Origin of the sequence: Celeribacter baekdonensis (assembly GCF_003047105.1) — a bacterium.
GTDB lineage: Bacteria > Pseudomonadota > Alphaproteobacteria > Rhodobacterales > Rhodobacteraceae > Celeribacter > Celeribacter baekdonensis_B.
The window spans coordinates 3,197,147-3,213,287 of the sequence record NZ_CP028475.1; the positions used below are offsets into that span (position 1 = coordinate 3,197,147).

At 57.0% G+C, this 16,141-nt stretch carries 14 protein-coding genes; 6 read left to right on the top strand and 8 right to left on the bottom strand.

Features of this window, described 5'->3' with window-relative positions; genetic code table 11:
• Window positions 1-195: 195 nt before the first annotated feature.
• On the bottom strand, window positions 196-1,002 hold the full coding sequence (locus tag DA792_RS19335) for a DeoR/GlpR family DNA-binding transcription regulator (protein ID WP_254679317.1): 807 nt from the start codon (window positions 1,000-1,002) through the stop codon (window positions 196-198).
• A 393-nt stretch (window positions 1,003-1,395) separates the two neighbouring features.
• Here DA792_RS19335 and DA792_RS19340 point away from each other — a divergent pair, with 393 nt between their 5' ends.
• Window positions 1,396-2,715, top strand: a complete 1,320-nt coding sequence (locus tag DA792_RS19340; RefSeq protein WP_107722160.1) for an NAD(P)/FAD-dependent oxidoreductase — start codon at window positions 1,396-1,398, stop codon at window positions 2,713-2,715.
• Window positions 2,716-2,753: 38 nt separating this feature from the next.
• Here DA792_RS19340 and DA792_RS19345 read toward each other — a convergent pair whose 3' ends face one another.
• From DA792_RS19345 to DA792_RS19360, 4 genes are read right to left on the bottom strand one after another with little or no spacing between them, the layout of a single operon-like run.
• Complete coding sequence (locus tag DA792_RS19345) at window positions 2,754-3,314, bottom strand: PqiC family protein (RefSeq protein WP_107722162.1); 561 nt, start codon at window positions 3,312-3,314, stop codon at window positions 2,754-2,756.
• A gap of 5 nt (window positions 3,315-3,319) precedes the next feature.
• A complete protein-coding gene (locus tag DA792_RS19350; protein ID WP_254679319.1) occupies window positions 3,320-5,449 on the bottom strand; it encodes an MlaD family protein in 2,130 nt (709 codons plus the stop codon).
• Entirely contained in the window at window positions 5,436-6,071 is a 636-nt protein-coding gene (locus DA792_RS19355; RefSeq protein WP_107722164.1) for a paraquat-inducible protein A, read from the bottom strand. Before DA792_RS19355 ends, DA792_RS19350 begins: the two co-directional genes overlap by 14 nt.
• Window positions 6,038-6,682 carry a paraquat-inducible protein A gene (locus tag DA792_RS19360; protein ID WP_107722166.1) on the bottom strand — a complete coding sequence of 215 codons (645 nt, stop codon included), beginning with the start codon at window positions 6,680-6,682 and terminating at the stop codon, window positions 6,038-6,040. Before DA792_RS19360 ends, DA792_RS19355 begins: the two co-directional genes overlap by 34 nt.
• 371 nt (window positions 6,683-7,053) lie before the next feature.
• Here DA792_RS19360 and DA792_RS19365 point away from each other — a divergent pair, with 371 nt between their 5' ends.
• The 5 genes from DA792_RS19365 to DA792_RS19385 all read left to right on the top strand — a co-directional run bounded on the left by DA792_RS19365 (window position 7,054) and on the right by DA792_RS19385 (window position 13,039).
• Window positions 7,054-8,712: a glucan biosynthesis protein gene (locus DA792_RS19365; protein WP_107722168.1), complete on the top strand. Its 1,659-nt coding sequence runs from the start codon at window positions 7,054-7,056 to the stop codon at window positions 8,710-8,712.
• Entirely contained in the window at window positions 8,697-8,939 is a 243-nt protein-coding gene (locus DA792_RS19370; RefSeq protein ID WP_159075330.1) for a hypothetical protein, read from the top strand. The genes DA792_RS19365 and DA792_RS19370 overlap by 16 nt, the downstream gene beginning before the upstream one ends.
• Before the next feature lie 3 nt (window positions 8,940-8,942).
• Window positions 8,943-10,751, top strand: a complete 1,809-nt coding sequence (mdoH, locus tag DA792_RS19375; RefSeq protein WP_107722172.1) for a glucans biosynthesis glucosyltransferase MdoH — start codon at window positions 8,943-8,945, stop codon at window positions 10,749-10,751.
• 1 nt (window position 10,752) lies between these two features.
• Window positions 10,753-11,934 carry an OpgC family protein gene (locus DA792_RS19380; protein WP_159075331.1) on the top strand — a complete coding sequence of 394 codons (1,182 nt, stop codon included), beginning with the start codon at window positions 10,753-10,755 and terminating at the stop codon, window positions 11,932-11,934.
• Window positions 11,935-12,322: 388 nt separating this feature from the next.
• Window positions 12,323-13,039 carry a sugar transferase gene (locus DA792_RS19385; RefSeq protein ID WP_107722174.1) on the top strand — a complete coding sequence of 239 codons (717 nt, stop codon included), beginning with the start codon at window positions 12,323-12,325 and terminating at the stop codon, window positions 13,037-13,039.
• Between the two features lie 86 nt (window positions 13,040-13,125).
• On the opposite strand, the gene DA792_RS19390 is transcribed toward DA792_RS19385, so the two are convergent.
• From DA792_RS19390 to truA, 3 genes are all read right to left on the bottom strand, one after another.
• Window positions 13,126-14,874, bottom strand: a complete 1,749-nt coding sequence (locus tag DA792_RS19390) for a sugar phosphorylase (protein WP_107722176.1) — start codon at window positions 14,872-14,874, stop codon at window positions 13,126-13,128.
• Window positions 14,875-15,068: 194 nt separating this feature from the next.
• Window positions 15,069-15,218: a hypothetical protein gene (locus tag DA792_RS22335; protein ID WP_159075332.1), complete on the bottom strand. Its 150-nt coding sequence runs from the start codon at window positions 15,216-15,218 to the stop codon at window positions 15,069-15,071.
• An 87-nt stretch (window positions 15,219-15,305) separates the two neighbouring features.
• Window positions 15,306-16,091 (bottom strand): tRNA pseudouridine(38-40) synthase TruA, encoded by a 786-nt coding sequence (gene truA / locus DA792_RS19395; RefSeq protein WP_107722178.1) that lies wholly within the window; start codon window positions 16,089-16,091, stop codon window positions 15,306-15,308.
• Window positions 16,092-16,141 lie beyond the last annotated feature (50 nt).

The following is a 16,141-nucleotide window of genomic DNA, read 5'->3' on the forward strand; positions in this document are numbered from 1 at the left end:
TTGGCCACACCATGGTGGAAGCACCTTAACAATCAGTGCATTCTTGCGCTTTTTGCGAACCGATCCCCGGCCTGTTGTCTTTGCGAGGGGTGTCGGGCGTGCAGAGGGTCTTCTAATATTATTATTTCATGCTGGCTGATTGGGCCCAGAAATCGGTGCCGAGTGTCAGAGGTGACTGGGGGCTCCCCTAAAATTTTATAGCTGCACGATTTTCAGAGTCGGGTTTTGTGTCGGAAACTTTACCCTTTCGTCTTCGGGTAACCCCTCATCTGTGATGATCGTGTCGATATTATCGAGGGTTGTTGTGCGATGGAGGGCGCGAGACATAAAGCGGCTGCTGTCCGCTAAGAGCACCACATCTTGGGCGGCCTCAATCATGCAGCGCTTGAGGTGAACAAGCTCTAGGTGGGTCTCGGACGCGCCGTTCATGTCGACGGCAGCGGCAGACATAAAGAAAATGTCGCAATGGATGTCGCGTAGAAAACTTTCACCCGGTTCGCCAAGGAGGCTGAAAGAGCCAAAACGACTGGCCCCGCCCGGAACGATCAGCGTGATATTCTCTTTATAGGTCAGGGCGTTTGCGACGTAGAGATCGTTTGAAATTACGGTCAAAGGCATGTCGAGCTGTGCGATTTCATCGGCGAGCAAATGGCAAATCACGGCGCCGGTATCAATCAAGAGCGACTGGTGGGGGTGAATCAGCCTGAGAGCTTCCTGAACAATGGCGCTTTTTTCCTCAATCGCAGTGCGGCGCGCAAGGTCGGTCGAGGGTTCATAAGTTGCACGGGACCGTATCGCGACCGCGCCGCCATGGGTTCGTCGCAACAGCCCTTCAGAGGCCAAAAGATCAAGGTCGCGCCGGATGGTCGACAGGGAGATGCCGAACATTCGAGCCAAGTCTTGGCTCGAGCCAGCTTTGTTGTTTTCAAACCATTCGATCAAATGCTGGCGCCGTTCTGCGGGCAGCATTTCATCGCTCAGCCCTTCCTCAAAGTCACCCACATGGCTCTCCTTAAATTGGCACCGCTTTTGATGCGGCCAAACACAAATCCCACTTTGTGCAAACTATACTGCGCCCCTCACCGACAAGACAATCAAGGGAGCCTGATTGGTTGGCTTAAGTGATGGGGGTAATCACTTCGGTTTGCGCAAAATAACTCATAAAGGGTCGTTAGTCCTTTGAGGAACGCCAAATTATACCATTTAAGTGCAAAAAATGGGCGATTACTCATATAAAATCGGCAAATCAGGAATTAATCATTCACAAAAGATCATAAATGATCACCTATGGGATAGGCCAAAGATTCGCGCTCATCTTGTTGCGTTGGAATAAAATGAGCATGTTGGTGGCAAAGGGTGTGAATTGCCGGCTCAAAACTATGATGTGAGACTGTCATGATCCTTGAAAATATTGAAAAAATCGTCGCAAACTCAGTGCTGCCTGAGGCCGCAGATGTGGTCATCGTTGGCGGTGGCATTGCCGGTGTCGCCACCGCGCTTTACCTCGCAGAAGCCGGGGTAAAAGTTGTGCTTTGCGAAAAAGGCCAAGTGGGTGCGGAGCAAAGCGCGCGCAATTGGGGTTGGGTGCGTCAAATGGGGCGCGATCCGATTGAGTTGCCACTGACGATGCGCTCGCTTGAGCTTTGGCGCGAAATTGATGCCCGGTTCGGGATCGACACCGGCTACCGTGAAACAGGCATCACATATGTCTGTCGCACCAAGGCGGAAATCAGAGAATTTGGCGCATGGGCGCAACACGCCGCGGCCGCAAAGATGACCTCGCGCCTGTTGGACCGTAAAGGCTTGCAAGAGGTGCTTCCGGGGCTTTCGGATCGGTATTCCATGGGGCTTTATACCCCGGATGATGGTCGGGCGGAGCCGTGGAAGGCGGTGCCCCAAATGGCCAAGGCGGCGCAACGCTTGGGCGCAGTGATCCTTGAAAACTGCGCCGTGCGCGGGATTGAAACCACGGCAGGTGCGCTCAGTTCGGTGGTCACGGAGAAGGGCGTCATCCGCACGGACCGTGCATTGGTCGCGGGTGGGGCATGGTCGCGATTGTTTTTGGGCAACCTCGGGATCAATTTTCCACAGCTTAAATTGCTCGGCACTGTTGCCCGAATTGAAAGCGCAGGACAGGTGCCTGAGATGCCTGTTGGTGGTGGGGATTTTGCCTTTCGCAAGCGATTGGATGGTGGCTATACCGTGGCGATGCGCAACGCCAATGTCGCGCCGATCACACCCGATAGCTTTCGATTGTTTGCCGAATTTCTGCCCACCTTATTGACCAGTTGGCGCGAGTTGAAACTTCGGGTTGGATCGCAGTTTTTGACCGAACTGAATATGCCGCGACGGTGGGCTCTGGACGCGAAAACGCCGTTTGAACTCATCCGCACACTTGATCCTCAGCCCTACGAACCGTTCAATCGAAAAGCCATCAAAACGCTTGCAAAAGTGTACTCTGGGTTTGCCGATGCGCGTCAAACGCACAGCTGGGCCGGGATGATCGACGCCACTCCAGATGCCATCCCCGTGATTGGAGAAATTCCAGCAATTTCGGGGCTTTATCTATCCTCCGGCTATTCCGGCCATGGCTTTGGCACGGGGCCGGGGGCGGGTGAAATGATGGCCGAAATTTTACAGGGTAAGCTGCCGCAGGTTTCAGCCGATCCGTTTCGGTTGGGCCGGTTTTGCACCACCAAATCCAAAGCCCCGTAACTGTGTCACCGCGCGGCGCAGGTGTTCAGGCCGATGATCTATCGAGACAGCTCTTCTGTGATCTTTTCGGCCAGTTGACGCATGGCCAGACCAGAGGCGGTGGCAATGCCCGTGGGGGAGGTGTCGCTCAGGGGAACGGCGATGTCAAACCGCACGATCCGTTCGCGCAGGATATGATCATAGGACGAAATCGCGAACTGGCCTTTGAGATCAAACTGACCCGAAGCCCGCGCCACCATTTCTGATACGCGCACCTCCACGGCCGCCTGCGCCGGGGTGGCCAAAGGCCAGGGTTCCGTCGCCACGGTGGCCGACCCAGCGCGACCAATGGTATCGGCCAGCAACAGCGTCACAGCGCGCACAGGTTCATCCGCCCATGCCGCGCCTTTGACCGGGGTCAGCGCGCCATCGCCACCTTCCAAGAGGATCTGCGACTCCTCGGCATAGGCCGGAAGCGACACTTCGCGGACCTCAAGCGTCGCAACCTGCAAGCGCACCGTCGCTGCGGTCTCTGCCGGGGCCGTGTCAATCAAATAGCGCGGGTCAGTGCCGCCACAGGCGGTCAACAGCACAAGGGCAAGCGGGAGAAAGCGAAACATATCGGTCACCGTCCAAACAAGAGGGAATTGGGGTTGCGTTCAATGGCGCGGGCGAGCTTGCTCAACGCTTGTGCCGCGGTGCGCACTTCGCGCAGAGACGAGAGCGTTTCGCGATTGAAGCTCGATTGGCTGCCATAGCCCGCGAGGGTCTTTTCGGCCTCGGCCACAAGGGTTTCAATCCGGGCGGACAGTTCTGGTAGGCTTTGCGCCGCCTGTTCAATCGCCGCGGCGGCGTCGCGGGCCGACGATAGCGTGGCGTTGGTGTTCTCGACCACACCACCGGCGCGCAATTCGGCCAAGGCACCGCGCGCTTCATCCAGCGCGGCGGTCAGGCTTGCGGGCAGGGCGCGGGCGTCCGGCGTGTCGATCAACCGATCCGCCCCGTCCAAAAATGCCCCCGCTGAGGCCAAGAATTGTTCGACCTCAAGCGAGTTGGCCTTGTCGGTCAGTTTTTGCAAATCGGCGACCAATTGCGGAAGCTCCGCCGTGGCGCCTTCGATGTCGGCGGCCACGTCGGTCACCGAGGTTGCGGCCTCTTCGGCGGCATCCAAAGCGGCGACGAGTTTGTCCACCGCATCGGCTTGGCGCAGCTCCTCGGAGACGGCACGCAGCTCGGATACAGCGGCTTTCAACTCGGCGGGGAGGGCTTGCGTGTCCGGGCTACCGATCAATCCGCGCGCATCATCCAGTAGCGCCACAAGCGCATCGGGCGCGGCGCGCAGGTTGTCGTCGCCAGCAAGGCTTTCAACGGCGGCAAGCGTGGCGATGGTTTGATCCAGCAGCTCCTCGACGGGCAGGTCGTTGACCCGTTTCAACAGCCCCTCTGCGGTCGCACCCACATCCGGCAAATCGGAGGGCACAGAGGGCAACTGTGGCGCAGATTCAGAGAAAATCCCAAGGATCGCAGGGCTTGCCTCCGGGATGTCCGCGAGTTCGATCACCAGCGAGGTGCTGAACAGGCTTTGCGACGCCAGCCGCGCGCGCAACCCGCCTTTGACAGCATTGGCGAAAAAGGCAATGACTTCGGAGGTCGGGGCATCGGCGGCCAAGCCTAAGCGTTGTGGGTCAATCGAGATCATCGCGCGCAATTTCACACTTGGGCCATCCGGCATATCTTCGATAAACGCCCCCAGATCGGAGACCGCACCAATGCGCACGCCGCGGTAGAGCACGGGCGAGCCTGCGGACAGGCCACTGACGGATTCATCGAACTCCACCGTCAGATCGACAGCATTGTCGATGGTTTCGCTAAACACACTGTCGCGCGCCTCTTCTTCGCCCTCGAACAAATCAAAAACCTGGCCGGGTCGGACCGGGCCACCACCAGAAAACACCGTGTCAAATGCCAGCCCGCCACGCACAAGGCTGGCGACCGATCCGACCGACAGATTAAGCCCTCCGGGACCAAAATTGACTGAAAAACCAGAGGTTTGCCAAAACCGTGTGGCGGAGGTCAGGCGTTTGTCGTAGGGCGCATTGATAAAGGCGTCGACCATCACGCCCGAGCCATTGTCGAGTAGACGGGGGCTTTCGATTTTGCCAACTTCGATGCCTTTGTGAAAAATTGGCGCGCCCGGGGTGAGTTGTGATCCAGATGCCGTGCGCAGGGTGATTTTGGTGCCCTTCATGCCGGGCAGAACCAAAGGCGTGTCGTCGAGGCCGACAAATTTGGTGACACCCGCGCCGGGTGCGGGATCGAAGGCGGCCTGAATATAGGCCCCGGAGAGCACGGTGGAGAGGCCGGAAATGCCGCTTGCGGAGACTTCCGGGCGCACGACCCAGAATTCGGCATCGGCGGGCAAGGACTCCGCCACGGTCCGGTCAATGCGCGCGCCGATCACAACAGAGGTCAGATCGGCGGAAAAGGCCACATCTTCGACCATGCCGATATTGACATCGCGGTAGCGCAGAGCGGTTTCATTTGCGGTGATCCCAGCCGCGTTTTCAAATCGAATTTCAATGCGTTGGCCGCGTTCCGCCCAGCTTTGCCAGGCGATGAAAAGCGTCACGGCCAAGGCCGCCAAAGGCACCAACCAGACATAAGACAGGTTGCGCCATGCCGAGCGCTTCGGACCTTCGACCACCATCTCTGTTGGCTGCACATCACTCACGGTGTTGTCCTCATTCTGCGTCATCGTTACGCGCGTCCCAGATCAGGCGCTCATCAAAACTCAAGGCGGCCATCATAGTGAAGGCGACAGAAAGTGCAAAGCTGACCGCCGCAATCCCCGGTGTGATCGTGGCGGCAAAATCCAACCGTACCAGCGACGACAGGATCGCAACCACAAACACATCAATCATCGACCAGCGTCCAATGAATTCGACGATTTCAAACAGGGTGTGACGACGATGCATCGGCATTTGCACTTTACGTGTCACCGACAGGCCAAGGTAAATGATCGCAATGAATTTTGCGATGGGGATCACGATGGAGGCGAAAAAGACGATGCCTGCCACGCCGTAGGAGCCGTGGTGCATCAGTTCGATCACCCCACCAAGGATGGTGTTCTCTGTGGTTTTTCCAAGGCTTGCGGTGGAGAGCATGGGGTAGAGATTGGCCGGAATATACATGACGATCCCGGCGATGAGCCAGGCCCAGACCTTTTGCAACCCCTCGGCATCGCGGGCACGCAGCGACGCACCACAGCGGGTGCATTGCGCCACGCCGGACATGTAAACTTTGCCGCAATGGGTGCAACCGATCAGCCCCGCATCGTGGGCCGTTAGGATCGGCGACGCGCTTCCAGGGTTTTCCAAACTGTCACTCTGCTCATAAAATTATCTTTCAGCACGGTCACGATGACCAGCGCCACAAAGGCCCAAAATGCCGGGCCCAGCGACACATGCGCCAGTCCCGCGACTTTCACCAAAGCCACTGCGACACCAACGATAAAGACCTCCGCCATCGCCCAAGGCCGCAGCGCTTCGGCCACACGGAACGCATGAATCGCATGACGTGCCGGGTGCCAGCCAAAGGCCATCGGTCCCAACACGTAAAGCAATGTCAAAAACCGGGTCACTGGCAACACCACGATCAAAGCCGCCATCGCCAGCGTCAGCGGCGCAGTCAGCCCGGTGGCATAGGCCATCACCGTGTCCAGCAATGAACTGCGTCGGACCATGCCCGCCGCACCCAATTCGAGAAAGGGGAAAAACACCGCCGCAATCATCAAGATCAGGGCCGCCAAGGCCAACATGATGATGCGCGTCATTGCCAAAGGGCGCGGTGCTTCGATCACCGTATGACAGCGCGGGCAAGAGGCCGTGTCCCCGACCGCAACAGGGCGATCCACCAGCAAGGCGTCACAGGCGGGACAAGCCATCATCCCGTCAAGGTCTGTGATATGAGGAAAGGCGGGTGCGGTCATTGGAGCACTCTACCCTGTCGTGCAGATGTTGAAAAGCGGCGCAGCGCAGGTCTGGGGCATCAGTCCCCTTGGTGTGTTATGCGGGGGTTCAGCGTCCGCCGCGTAGGGACAGAACGGCGGAAAAGGCGGCTTTTCAAGGCCACAAGATCGGTTTGCTGGAAAACCGGCGAAAAACCCCGATTTCTCACCTTGTAAACTCGCGAAAAATCGCCAGTTCTCAAACGGTTCTACAGATTTATGTGGCGGTGCAGCGAAACTAAACATATTTGACGGATGTCACGGAACTGTCATGCGAGTGAGTCGCATGCAGGGACGACGTGAGTCTGGGAAACCAAGGTCTAAAAACCAAGTCGGGAAGTCAGTTCGATTCCATGTCTGTAAAGTCACTCTCTTCTGATGCGGGCCTGACCCGTCGCTCCGTTCTTGTCACGTTGTCGGGGTCTGTGGCCTCTGTCGCTTTGGCGCGCACCGCTTGGGCACAAGATGTGATCCCAACGGTGAAAACGCCTGCTGTCATCGAACCTTCGTCAGATGTTTTGCCCGAACCTGTGGCCGAACCGATCGGGCCACAACCGTTTTCGTTTGACTGGCTCGATGCGCGTATGGCAGAGGCGGCACAGTCTGACTATCAGGCCCCTGTTGCCGCGCCCGAAGTGATCACGGATCTGGATTACGACGACTATCGCAAGATTCAGTTCAATCCCCTGCGTGCGCGTTGGCGTGACGAGGGCGTGTTGTTCCAAGTTCACGCGTTCCATCCCGGTTGGCTTTATAAAGACACGGTGGCGATCCATGAGGTCGTGGATGGAATGCAGATGCCGATGGCATTTTCCACCGACGATTTCCTGTATTATGAAGATTTGGCAGCGCGCGTGTCGCCCCATGTCGAGTTGCCAGGTGTGGCAGGCTTTCGGTTGAATACGCCGCTCAACCGCGCCGATAAGTTTGACGAATTGGTGGCCTTTGTCGGGGCCTCCTATTTCCGCGCTTTGGCCCGCGATAGCAGCTATGGCCTGTCGGCGCGGGGCCTTGCCATCAACACCGGATTGGGCGGCGAAGAAGAATTCCCGCGCTTCACCGAATTTTGGTTGGAACGCCCGGCCGCAGGGCAAGAGACGGTGGTGTTTTATGCGGCGCTCGAAAGCCCGTCTTGCACCGGCGCGTATCGCTTTGTCATTCGTCCGGGCGAGGAAACGGTGATTGATGTCACGGCCAAGCTGCATTTCCGCCGCGATGTGGAACAGTTGGGTGTGGCCGCACTGACCTCGATGTTCCTGTTTGATGAGAAAAACAGCGACAGCTTTGACGATTACCGGCCGCAAGTTCATGACAGCAACGCCTTGATGGTGGTGCGCCGCGATGGCGATGTGCTCTGGCGTCCGCTCAACAACCCACCGCGTCTGGCCAGCTCGTATTTGAGCGAACCGAACCTCAAATCGTTTGGCCTGATCCAACGTGACCGTGCGTTCGAGGATTACCAAGACGCCGGAGCGCATTATCAGGATCGTCCTTCGGTGTTGATTGAGCCGCAAGGCGATTGGGGGCCGGGCGCGATCCGTTTGGTCGAAATCCCGTCCGATCTGGAAGGCAACGACAATATCGTTAGTTTCTGGGTGCCGTCTGAAAAGCCGAAAGCCGGTGAGACGCGCGAATATGCATATCGTTTGCGTTGGGGTGCTTTGGGCACCGACCGGAACGGGGATCGCGCCTGGATCGTCAACACATTGGCGGGCCAAGGCGGCACGTCTGGCGTTTCTGGTGCGAAGGCCTCATTGCGCAAATTTGTGATTGATTTTGACGGCGGGCTGATGGCAGGCTTGCCTGCGGATGCTGAAATGGAACCGGTCGTGACCCTGTCGCGCGGCAAAATCCAACATGTCGCCCTCTCCAAGATCGAAAACACCACACGTTGGCGTTTGGTGATTGATGTCGATGGCGGCAATGAGCGGCTGGTTGAACTTGTCGCCCATGTCGCGGGCTTTGGACGGAAACTGACGGAAACATGGATTTATCAATGGGTACGCACATGATGATGCAAGAGTCTCTTTCTGATACAGTGGAACAAGCGCAGGCGCAGACCGTCAGCATGCGTCAGGCCGCAATTTTGCGTGCGGCGCGTTTGCCGGATGCACCTTTGGCGATGCCCCGGCAGTTGATCGAACGGCCCCTTGCCGAGGCCGTGGCACACACACCGCTTTTGTCGCGCCTTATCGGGAGCTTTGCCTCCGGTGTCGGTCGCGCGGCGCGTGGCAGATAACTGATGATCCAATCGACGTCCCCCAGCGGCGCGCGGTCTGCGCGGGCTCTGGCGTTGCTGATCAGTATTGGCCTTGGGATCGGCGCAGCGGCGTTGTTTTTGCAATTTGGCGCGGCGGACGGCTATCAAATGGTCGATGGCGTGCGGGCTGCGCTTGTGTTTATCACCACGTTTTGGTTGGCTTGGGGCGCGATGCAATCGGTGGAGGGGCTCATCTCGGCCCGAACCCCACCTGCGTATTTGAACACACCGCTCACGACCCGCACTGCGATTTTGATGCCTGTCTACAATGAAGACCCCGCAGTGGTTTTTGCCCGCGTGGCGGCAATGGACGTCTCGCTCTCCCGTCTTGGTGTGGCCGAACACTTTGATTTTGCCATCCTGTCCGATACGCAAAAGGACGAAGTCGGTACGGAGGAAGAGCGGTGGTTTGTGCATCTTTGGGCGGACCGTGGCCAAGACGCGCGGGTCGCATCGGGGAAAGCCCCCCGGTTTTTCTACCGCAGGCGCGCACGCAACATTGGCCGCAAAGCGGGTAACATTCAGGACTTTTTTGAGACCTCAGGCGCGCAGTATGATTTTGCGTTGATCTTGGATGCCGACAGTTTGATGGAAGGCGAAACCATTGTTGAAATGGTGCGCCGGATGCAGGCGGCCCCCGAACTTGGTCTGTTGCAAACCTTGCCGCGCATCACCGGCGCGCACTCCCGCTTTGGGCGCGCGATGCAATTTGCCGCTGGGTTCTATTCGCCGGTCTTTGCCCAAGGTCAGGCCGCGATGCAGGGTGTCACTGGCCCGTTTTGGGGGCACAACGCCATGGTCCGGGTCCGGGCCTTTGCCGAGAGCTGTGCGCTGCCCGAACTGTCCGGCCCACCGCCCTTTGGCGGTCATATCCTCAGCCATGATTATGTCGAAGCCGCGCTCTTGGCGCGTGCCGGATGGGCCGTGCGTCTTGATCCCGATCTGGCGGGTTCTTATGAGGAAGGCCCTGAAAACATGATTGATTTCGCCAAACGCGATCGGCGTTGGTGTCAGGGCAATCTGCAACATATCCGGGTGATTTCCGCACCGGGCCTCAAAGGCTGGTCGCGTTTTGTGTTTTTCCAAGGCATCCTCAGCTACATCGCACCGCTGTTTTGGGTGATGTTTCTGGCCTCAAACCTCTACGCCACCGCGACCGCGCCCGAACCGGATTTCTTTCCCGAACCGTTCCAACTCTTCCCGGTCTTCCCGTCGGATCAAACCTCGAAAGCGGTGGGTGTCGCGGTCGGGGTGTTTGGCCTTTTGGTCTTTCCCAAAGTTTTGATCTTGCTCGACGCCATCGCACGCGGACGGGTGACGCAATTTGGCGGCACGTTCATCGCGTTGCGCGGCATGATGACCGAACTCATCCAATCCTCGATCAACGCGCCGATCATGTTGATGTGGCAAACGCGCGCGGTGATGCAGGTGGTGATGGGGCGTGATGGCGGTTGGCCCGCGCAGACACGCGGTGACGGGCGACTGACATTTCCCGAGGCCTTGGCCGCAGCGTGGTGGATCCAATTGTGGGGCATCGTGGTGATTGCCCTCACCCATAGTTTCGCCCCCAATCTGATGCTTTGGGTTTTGCCGATTGGCGTGCCCTTGGTGGTGGCGCCGTTGGTGGTTTGGCTGACGTCAAAGCCCTCTCACCCACCGGTGTTTCTGACGCCGGAAGAAACGGCCTTGCCGCAGGTCATCACCGATCATCGCCGAATTGTCGCGCTTTGGGATGGCTCATTCCAAAATGCTCCCGTGCCCCATGCCCAAGTGGCTGAAATTCCTGCCTGATATGTCCCAACACACAATGTCCTCCCCCGCACCGATTGGCGTGCCTGCGCCCCCGCGCGACTCCAATTCCCGCGATCCTAGGCTCGACTTTTTCCGGGGCCTCGCCTTGGTGATGATTTTCATCAACCATGTGCCCGGCAACCCGCTTGAGGTGCTCACCAACCGCAATTTCGGCTTCTCGGATGCGGCCGAAGGTTTCGTGTTCATGTCCGGTATGGCGGCGGGGTTGGCCTATCCTTTGGCCTTTGTGAGGCTGCCACTGTGGCGGGCTGTGGCGAAATGTTGGGGCCGAGCGTGGACGCTCTATTCTGTGCATTTGGTGATTTCCGCGATCTCTTTGGCGATCATGCTGGGCGCGGCCTATTGGTTTGGTGCCGAAAAGATGTGGAAGGTCAACAACGTCGGCCCGTGGATGAAAGCCCCCGTCCAGGCGACGATTGGGATTGCTACATTGGGTCATCAGTTTGGCTATCTCAATATCTTGCCGATGTATGCGGCCTTGTTGGTGATGACGCCGGTGATGATTTTGGTCGCTCAGCGCAACATCTGGATCATGCTAGGCGGGTCTTTCGCGCTCTGGGTGTTCACCGGCGAAACCCGTTTGAATATACCCGCTTATCCCAATCCCGGCGGTTGGTTTTTCAATCCGTTCGCGTGGCAATTTCTCTTTGCCATCGGTTTGGCGTGCGGCATGCGATTGAAAGCGGGGCAGCGGTTGGTGCCAACTGTGGTCTGGGCCAAATGGTTGTCCTTGGCGATCTTGGTGCTCATTCTGGGCTGGATGAAAATCGACGCGATCCGTGAGATTGGCAGTGCGGGTTTGGGCGTTTTGCGCAGCCTTGGGGCACCGTTTTACATCACCAATTTTGACAAAACCTTCCTTGCCGCCCCGCGTCTGCTGCATGTGTTGGCGCTGGTTTATTTCCTGTCCACGCAAAGCTGGGTGACGCGCTTCTCCGCCAGCCGTTGGGTTTGGCCCGTTCAATTGATGGGTCGGTTTGGCTTAGCGTGTTTTGCGTTTGGTACGGTTTTGTCGATTCTCGGGCAGTCGATCAAAGCGGCGCTGATCTATGATCCATGGGTGTTTGATATGGCCTATGTGTTCGTTGGTTTGGCGCTGCAGATGGGCTTTGCCCGGATCAAATGGCAATTGGCAAAGCCGCCTGCGGCGCGCGCGCCTTAAGGCGACTGGCCAGATAACGGACGATCATTGCGCGATCCCATGCCGGATAACGGCGAGTCTGCGCCCGCGCAGGGTGTTGTTTTGCACTGTATTTACGTAGCGGCATTTTCAAAAAAATAAGATTGACTTTTTTGTTTTTGATTCGGGTAAGGTTTTCCGTAGTTTTAAAGAATTTCCGTTCGCGCTGTGCTTGAAAAATACGCGGAGCTTATTGTGCAAGTGCAGAAAAGGCTCACTTTTAAAGGATAAATTTCATATGCGAACAATTCGAGGAAAGTTTCACGGAAACGTCGTCCTTAATAAGGTATGAAGAAAAGGTCAGCCATTCGGGAGGGATTCGAGGCGGTAAGTTTCGCCATTCTTCGCCATTCAAGGGTCCGTAAATATTATGCTAGATACGTCACATAGTTCATTGAACACGCCCGCGATCGCAGCCACCGCTACGAGATCGGATCGCTTCATCTCTCTTGAAACCACAAAAACCAAAAGCGTATTTTACCGTAAATATGGGAAACGCGTGTTCGATTTGGTGCTGCTTTTGATCGCCGCTCCGATTGTCGTTCCGGCGGTGATGATTTTGGCCTTGTTGGTCAAACGCGATGGCGGTCCGGCGTTTTTTGCGCAAAAGCGCGTGGGTATGAATGGTAAAGTGTTTAAATGCTACAAACTGCGCAGCATGCGTGTGGACGCCGAAGAAGTGCTTGAGCGGTTGTGTCGCGAAGATCCAGCGGTGGCCGAAGAATGGACCACCTTTCAAAAGCTTACAAATGACCCGCGGATCACCCGGATCGGCCATATCATTCGTGCCACAAGCCTGGATGAGTTGCCCCAGCTTTTGAATGTGTTCCGGGGAGATATGAGCCTGATTGGTCCGCGCCCGTTCATGCCGTCGCAAATGTCGATCTATACCTCGGCAAAAGGCAAAGCCTATTTCAACATGCGTCCGGGTCTGTCTGGTCCGTGGCAAGTGTCGGGCCGTGGCGAAACCACCTTTGCCGACCGCGTTGCTTTTGACGAAGGCTATGAGCGCGATTTGAGCTTTGCGACCGACGTCAAGTTGACGATCAAAACTGTCACGGTGGTTCTCAAACGCACAGGCCACTAAGAGCGGTCCATCTGGCTGCGGTGAGAATGTAAAAAGCCGGGCGCTGATGCGTCCGGCCTTTGTGTTGGTCACGTTGCCTTGCGTCCTCACTTAAGGTTGGAAATCCAACGGCTTTGATAGGGCGCAAAACGGATATTTGGCACGGAGAGGTCAATCTTTTCGCCAGATAGCAAATCATACCAATCCTCGCCCTCGATCAGGTTGATCGAAATATGCGGAATTTCCGCATCTTGGCTTGTCAGGTTGTTGATTGCGAAAATGGATTGGTCGCGGGCCGGAGATTGCCGCCAGATGCCAAAGAACGCATCGCCTAGCTGCATGGTGAACTGCGTGGCATTTGGGTGAAACGCCTTTTGCGCAGTTCGAATGGCGATCCGATCCTTGAGCGCCGCCAGAACTTGGGCGTTGAGACTTTCGGGATCATCAAGCAGGGCACGCAGTTCCGGGTAATCCCAACGATGACGATTGATCGCCCGGTTCACGCCGGTTTTCTCGACGCCCGCATGATCATTGTGGGTCGCCAAAAGCGAATGAATGTAAAAGGCGGGCACGCCTTCAAGCGCCATCACGATGCTCTGCGAACAGATAAACCGTGCCACCTGAAGCCCGTCCTCGCCGCCCTCAATCGTACCTTTGAGCGCATCAAAATAGGTGATGTTCAACTCATATGGCTTTTGCGATCCGTCGGCCAATGCCCGCATCGACACCAAGCCACCCGCATCGCGCACGCATTGAATCATCTGATCCAACTCGTCGTTGGACAAAAGCCCCTCTGCCCCGCGCACACCGATCCCATCATGCGACGCCGAGAAGTTGAGATAGGCACAGCCCAATTGCGCCGGAGGCATCCGCATCAGCCATTGGTTGAGGTGTAAGGAGTTGCCCGACAACAGCGCGTGCAACAACAGAGGCGGCAACGAGAAGTTATAGATCATATGCGCTTCGTTGCGGTTGCCGAAATAGCTCAGGTTTTCCGCATTGGGCACATTGGTTTCGGTCATCAAAACCACGCGCTCTTCGGCGTAATCGCACAGCAGTCGCATCAATCGCACGATGGCGTGAGTTTGGGGCAGGTGGATACAATTGGTGCCCAGCTCTTTCCAAACAAAGGCCACCGCATCCAGTCGAACGATCCGCACCCCATTGTCGATGTGCAGCCGCATGATCCGCAAGAATTCCAACAGGACCTCGGGGTTATGGAAATCTACGTCGATTTGATCGTGGCTGAAGGTACACCAGACATGTTTGGGGCCATTGGCCGTCATCACTTCGCGCAACAATGGCGAGGTGCGCGGGCGCACCACTTCAGAGAGATCATCTTCTGGCGAGGCCTCAACAAAGAATTTGTCATAGGGGGCGTGGCCTTGGCGATATTCCGAGAACCAAGTTGAGAGCGACGACACATGGTTGAGCACCAGATCGGACATCAAACGAAACTCTTCGCCGATCCGTTGAATGTCGCTCCAATCGCCCAGTTGGCTGTTGACCAAACGGTAATCTGTGACGGCAAAACCATCGTCAGAGGTAAAGGGAAAGAACGGCAGGATATGCACGCCATTGATCACGCCGCGTAGATAGCGGTTTAGAAAATCACGCAACAAATCCAATGGCTTGTGCTGTCCATCGACAAGCGTATTGCCGTAGGTGATGACCAATGTGTCGGCCTCATTCCACAGATTGTGCCCCGGCGCACGGGCACGCGAGCGATAACCCGCCCCTTCGGGCCAAAAGGCGGACGTGATCTCTTTGCTCAACGCTTTCGCATCGAGATCGGGATAGATTTGTTCGATGAGACCGCACAGGCGGGTGCTGAATTGCGAAGACGGTTTGGCCATGGGCGTCCCCTTCTCTATTTGCTTTCTTCGGGGTAGATCAAACCACTTGCATAGGTTCAATGCAGCAGAGGGCAAAGCGACAGTTTCCTGTTCAAAAACGGAGGGCTTTGTGGGGAAATGTTGAAATTTCGCCTAAAAATGCAGCGAACGAAACGGTTTCGGTAAATTTCGACCCGTTTTGGGGATATTTTGCCTTAAACGCGGTCGCCGATGAGCGTGTCGATCAACCAGCCGCCCGGCCCCGCAATGCGGTCAGGCAATGCCACAATCATCACTTCTCGGATCGCGATGGTGGTCATAATGGCCAAAGCCAATTGGTCAAATGTGATGGCAGTGAGGTCCATGACACGGCTCCTTTATACGACAAGACACTTGCTGACAGGTGAATCGGGCCGAATTGGGGCAAGCTTGGGGCGGCTTTTCGACGCCGTTTAGGCCGGCGCTGTCGACGGGGCAAACGGATCATCCGCATATCCCACGCCCATCAGATACAGTCCCTGCGGCGGACAGACTGGCCCGCAGGCCGCGCGATCACAGGCCTCAAGCGCAGTTGTGACATCGTCTGGCGACCACGAGCCCGCGCCAACGCGTTCCAAGGTTCCGACAAAAGACCGCACCTGATTGTGCAAAAACGAGCGCGCCCGCAGGTAAAACCGATATTCGGTCCCATAGGGGATGGTGTGTTCTTCCACACGAAACTCATCCAACGTTTTCACCGGGCTGTCGGCTTGGCACATGGTCGAGCGAAAGGTGGTGAAATCATGCAGGCCAATCAGGCGATCCGCCCCCGCCTGCATCATATCGCGGTCGAGCGGGTGGTTGATATGCCACGCCTTGCCCGCCTCATGCACCAAGGGCGCGCGCCGTGACATCAGCCGAAACATATAGCGCCGCTCATGGGCCGAAAACCTTGCGTGCCAATCATCCGCCACCCGTGCCGCCTGTAAAATCGCCACAGGCGCGGGTTTGAGGTGATGATTGAGCGCCTCACTTAACCGAAACGGGTCCCACTCTTTGGTCATATCGCAATGCGCCACTTGACCCGAAGCATGAACCCCCGCATCCGTGCGCCCGGCCGCGCCGATCCCCGGACAGTCGGCTTCCAATTTGCGCAACGCCTCTTCCACCGCCTGCTGAACGGAGGGGTGTTCCTTTTGACGCTGCCAACCGGAAAAGGGCGCGCCGTTGTATTCGATCAAGAGGGCATATCTGGGCATAAGGCGCGTTTACCCCGGCACGGGGAAGGCGTCCAGTCTTTCTCCCTTTT

What these genes read in the sequence shown, in the direction of transcription:
- DA792_RS19340 (WP_107722160.1), top strand. Translation starts at nt 1,396, where the DNA reads ATGATCCTTGAAAATATTGAAAAAATCGTCGCAAACTCAGTGCTGCCT.
- DA792_RS19345 (WP_107722162.1), bottom strand. Translation starts at nt 3,314, where the DNA reads ATGTTTCGCTTTCTCCCGCTTGCCCTTGTGCTGTTGACCGCCTGTGGC.
- DA792_RS19350 (WP_254679319.1), bottom strand. Translation starts at nt 5,449, where the DNA reads ATGACGCAGAATGAGGACAACACCGTGAGTGATGTGCAGCCAACAGAG.
- DA792_RS19360 (WP_107722166.1), bottom strand. Translation starts at nt 6,682, where the DNA reads ATGACCGCACCCGCCTTTCCTCATATCACAGACCTTGACGGGATGATG.
- DA792_RS19365 (WP_107722168.1), top strand. Translation starts at nt 7,054, where the DNA reads ATGTCTGTAAAGTCACTCTCTTCTGATGCGGGCCTGACCCGTCGCTCC.
- DA792_RS19370 (WP_159075330.1), top strand. Translation starts at nt 8,697, where the DNA reads ATGGGTACGCACATGATGATGCAAGAGTCTCTTTCTGATACAGTGGAA.
- mdoH (WP_107722172.1), top strand. Translation starts at nt 8,943, where the DNA reads ATGATCCAATCGACGTCCCCCAGCGGCGCGCGGTCTGCGCGGGCTCTG.
- DA792_RS19380 (WP_159075331.1), top strand. Translation starts at nt 10,753, where the DNA reads ATGTCCCAACACACAATGTCCTCCCCCGCACCGATTGGCGTGCCTGCG.
- DA792_RS19385 (WP_107722174.1), top strand. Translation starts at nt 12,323, where the DNA reads ATGCTAGATACGTCACATAGTTCATTGAACACGCCCGCGATCGCAGCC.
- DA792_RS19390 (WP_107722176.1), bottom strand. Translation starts at nt 14,874, where the DNA reads ATGGCCAAACCGTCTTCGCAATTCAGCACCCGCCTGTGCGGTCTCATC.
- DA792_RS22335 (WP_159075332.1), bottom strand. Translation starts at nt 15,218, where the DNA reads ATGGACCTCACTGCCATCACATTTGACCAATTGGCTTTGGCCATTATG.
- truA (WP_107722178.1), bottom strand. Translation starts at nt 16,091, where the DNA reads ATGCCCAGATATGCCCTCTTGATCGAATACAACGGCGCGCCCTTTTCC.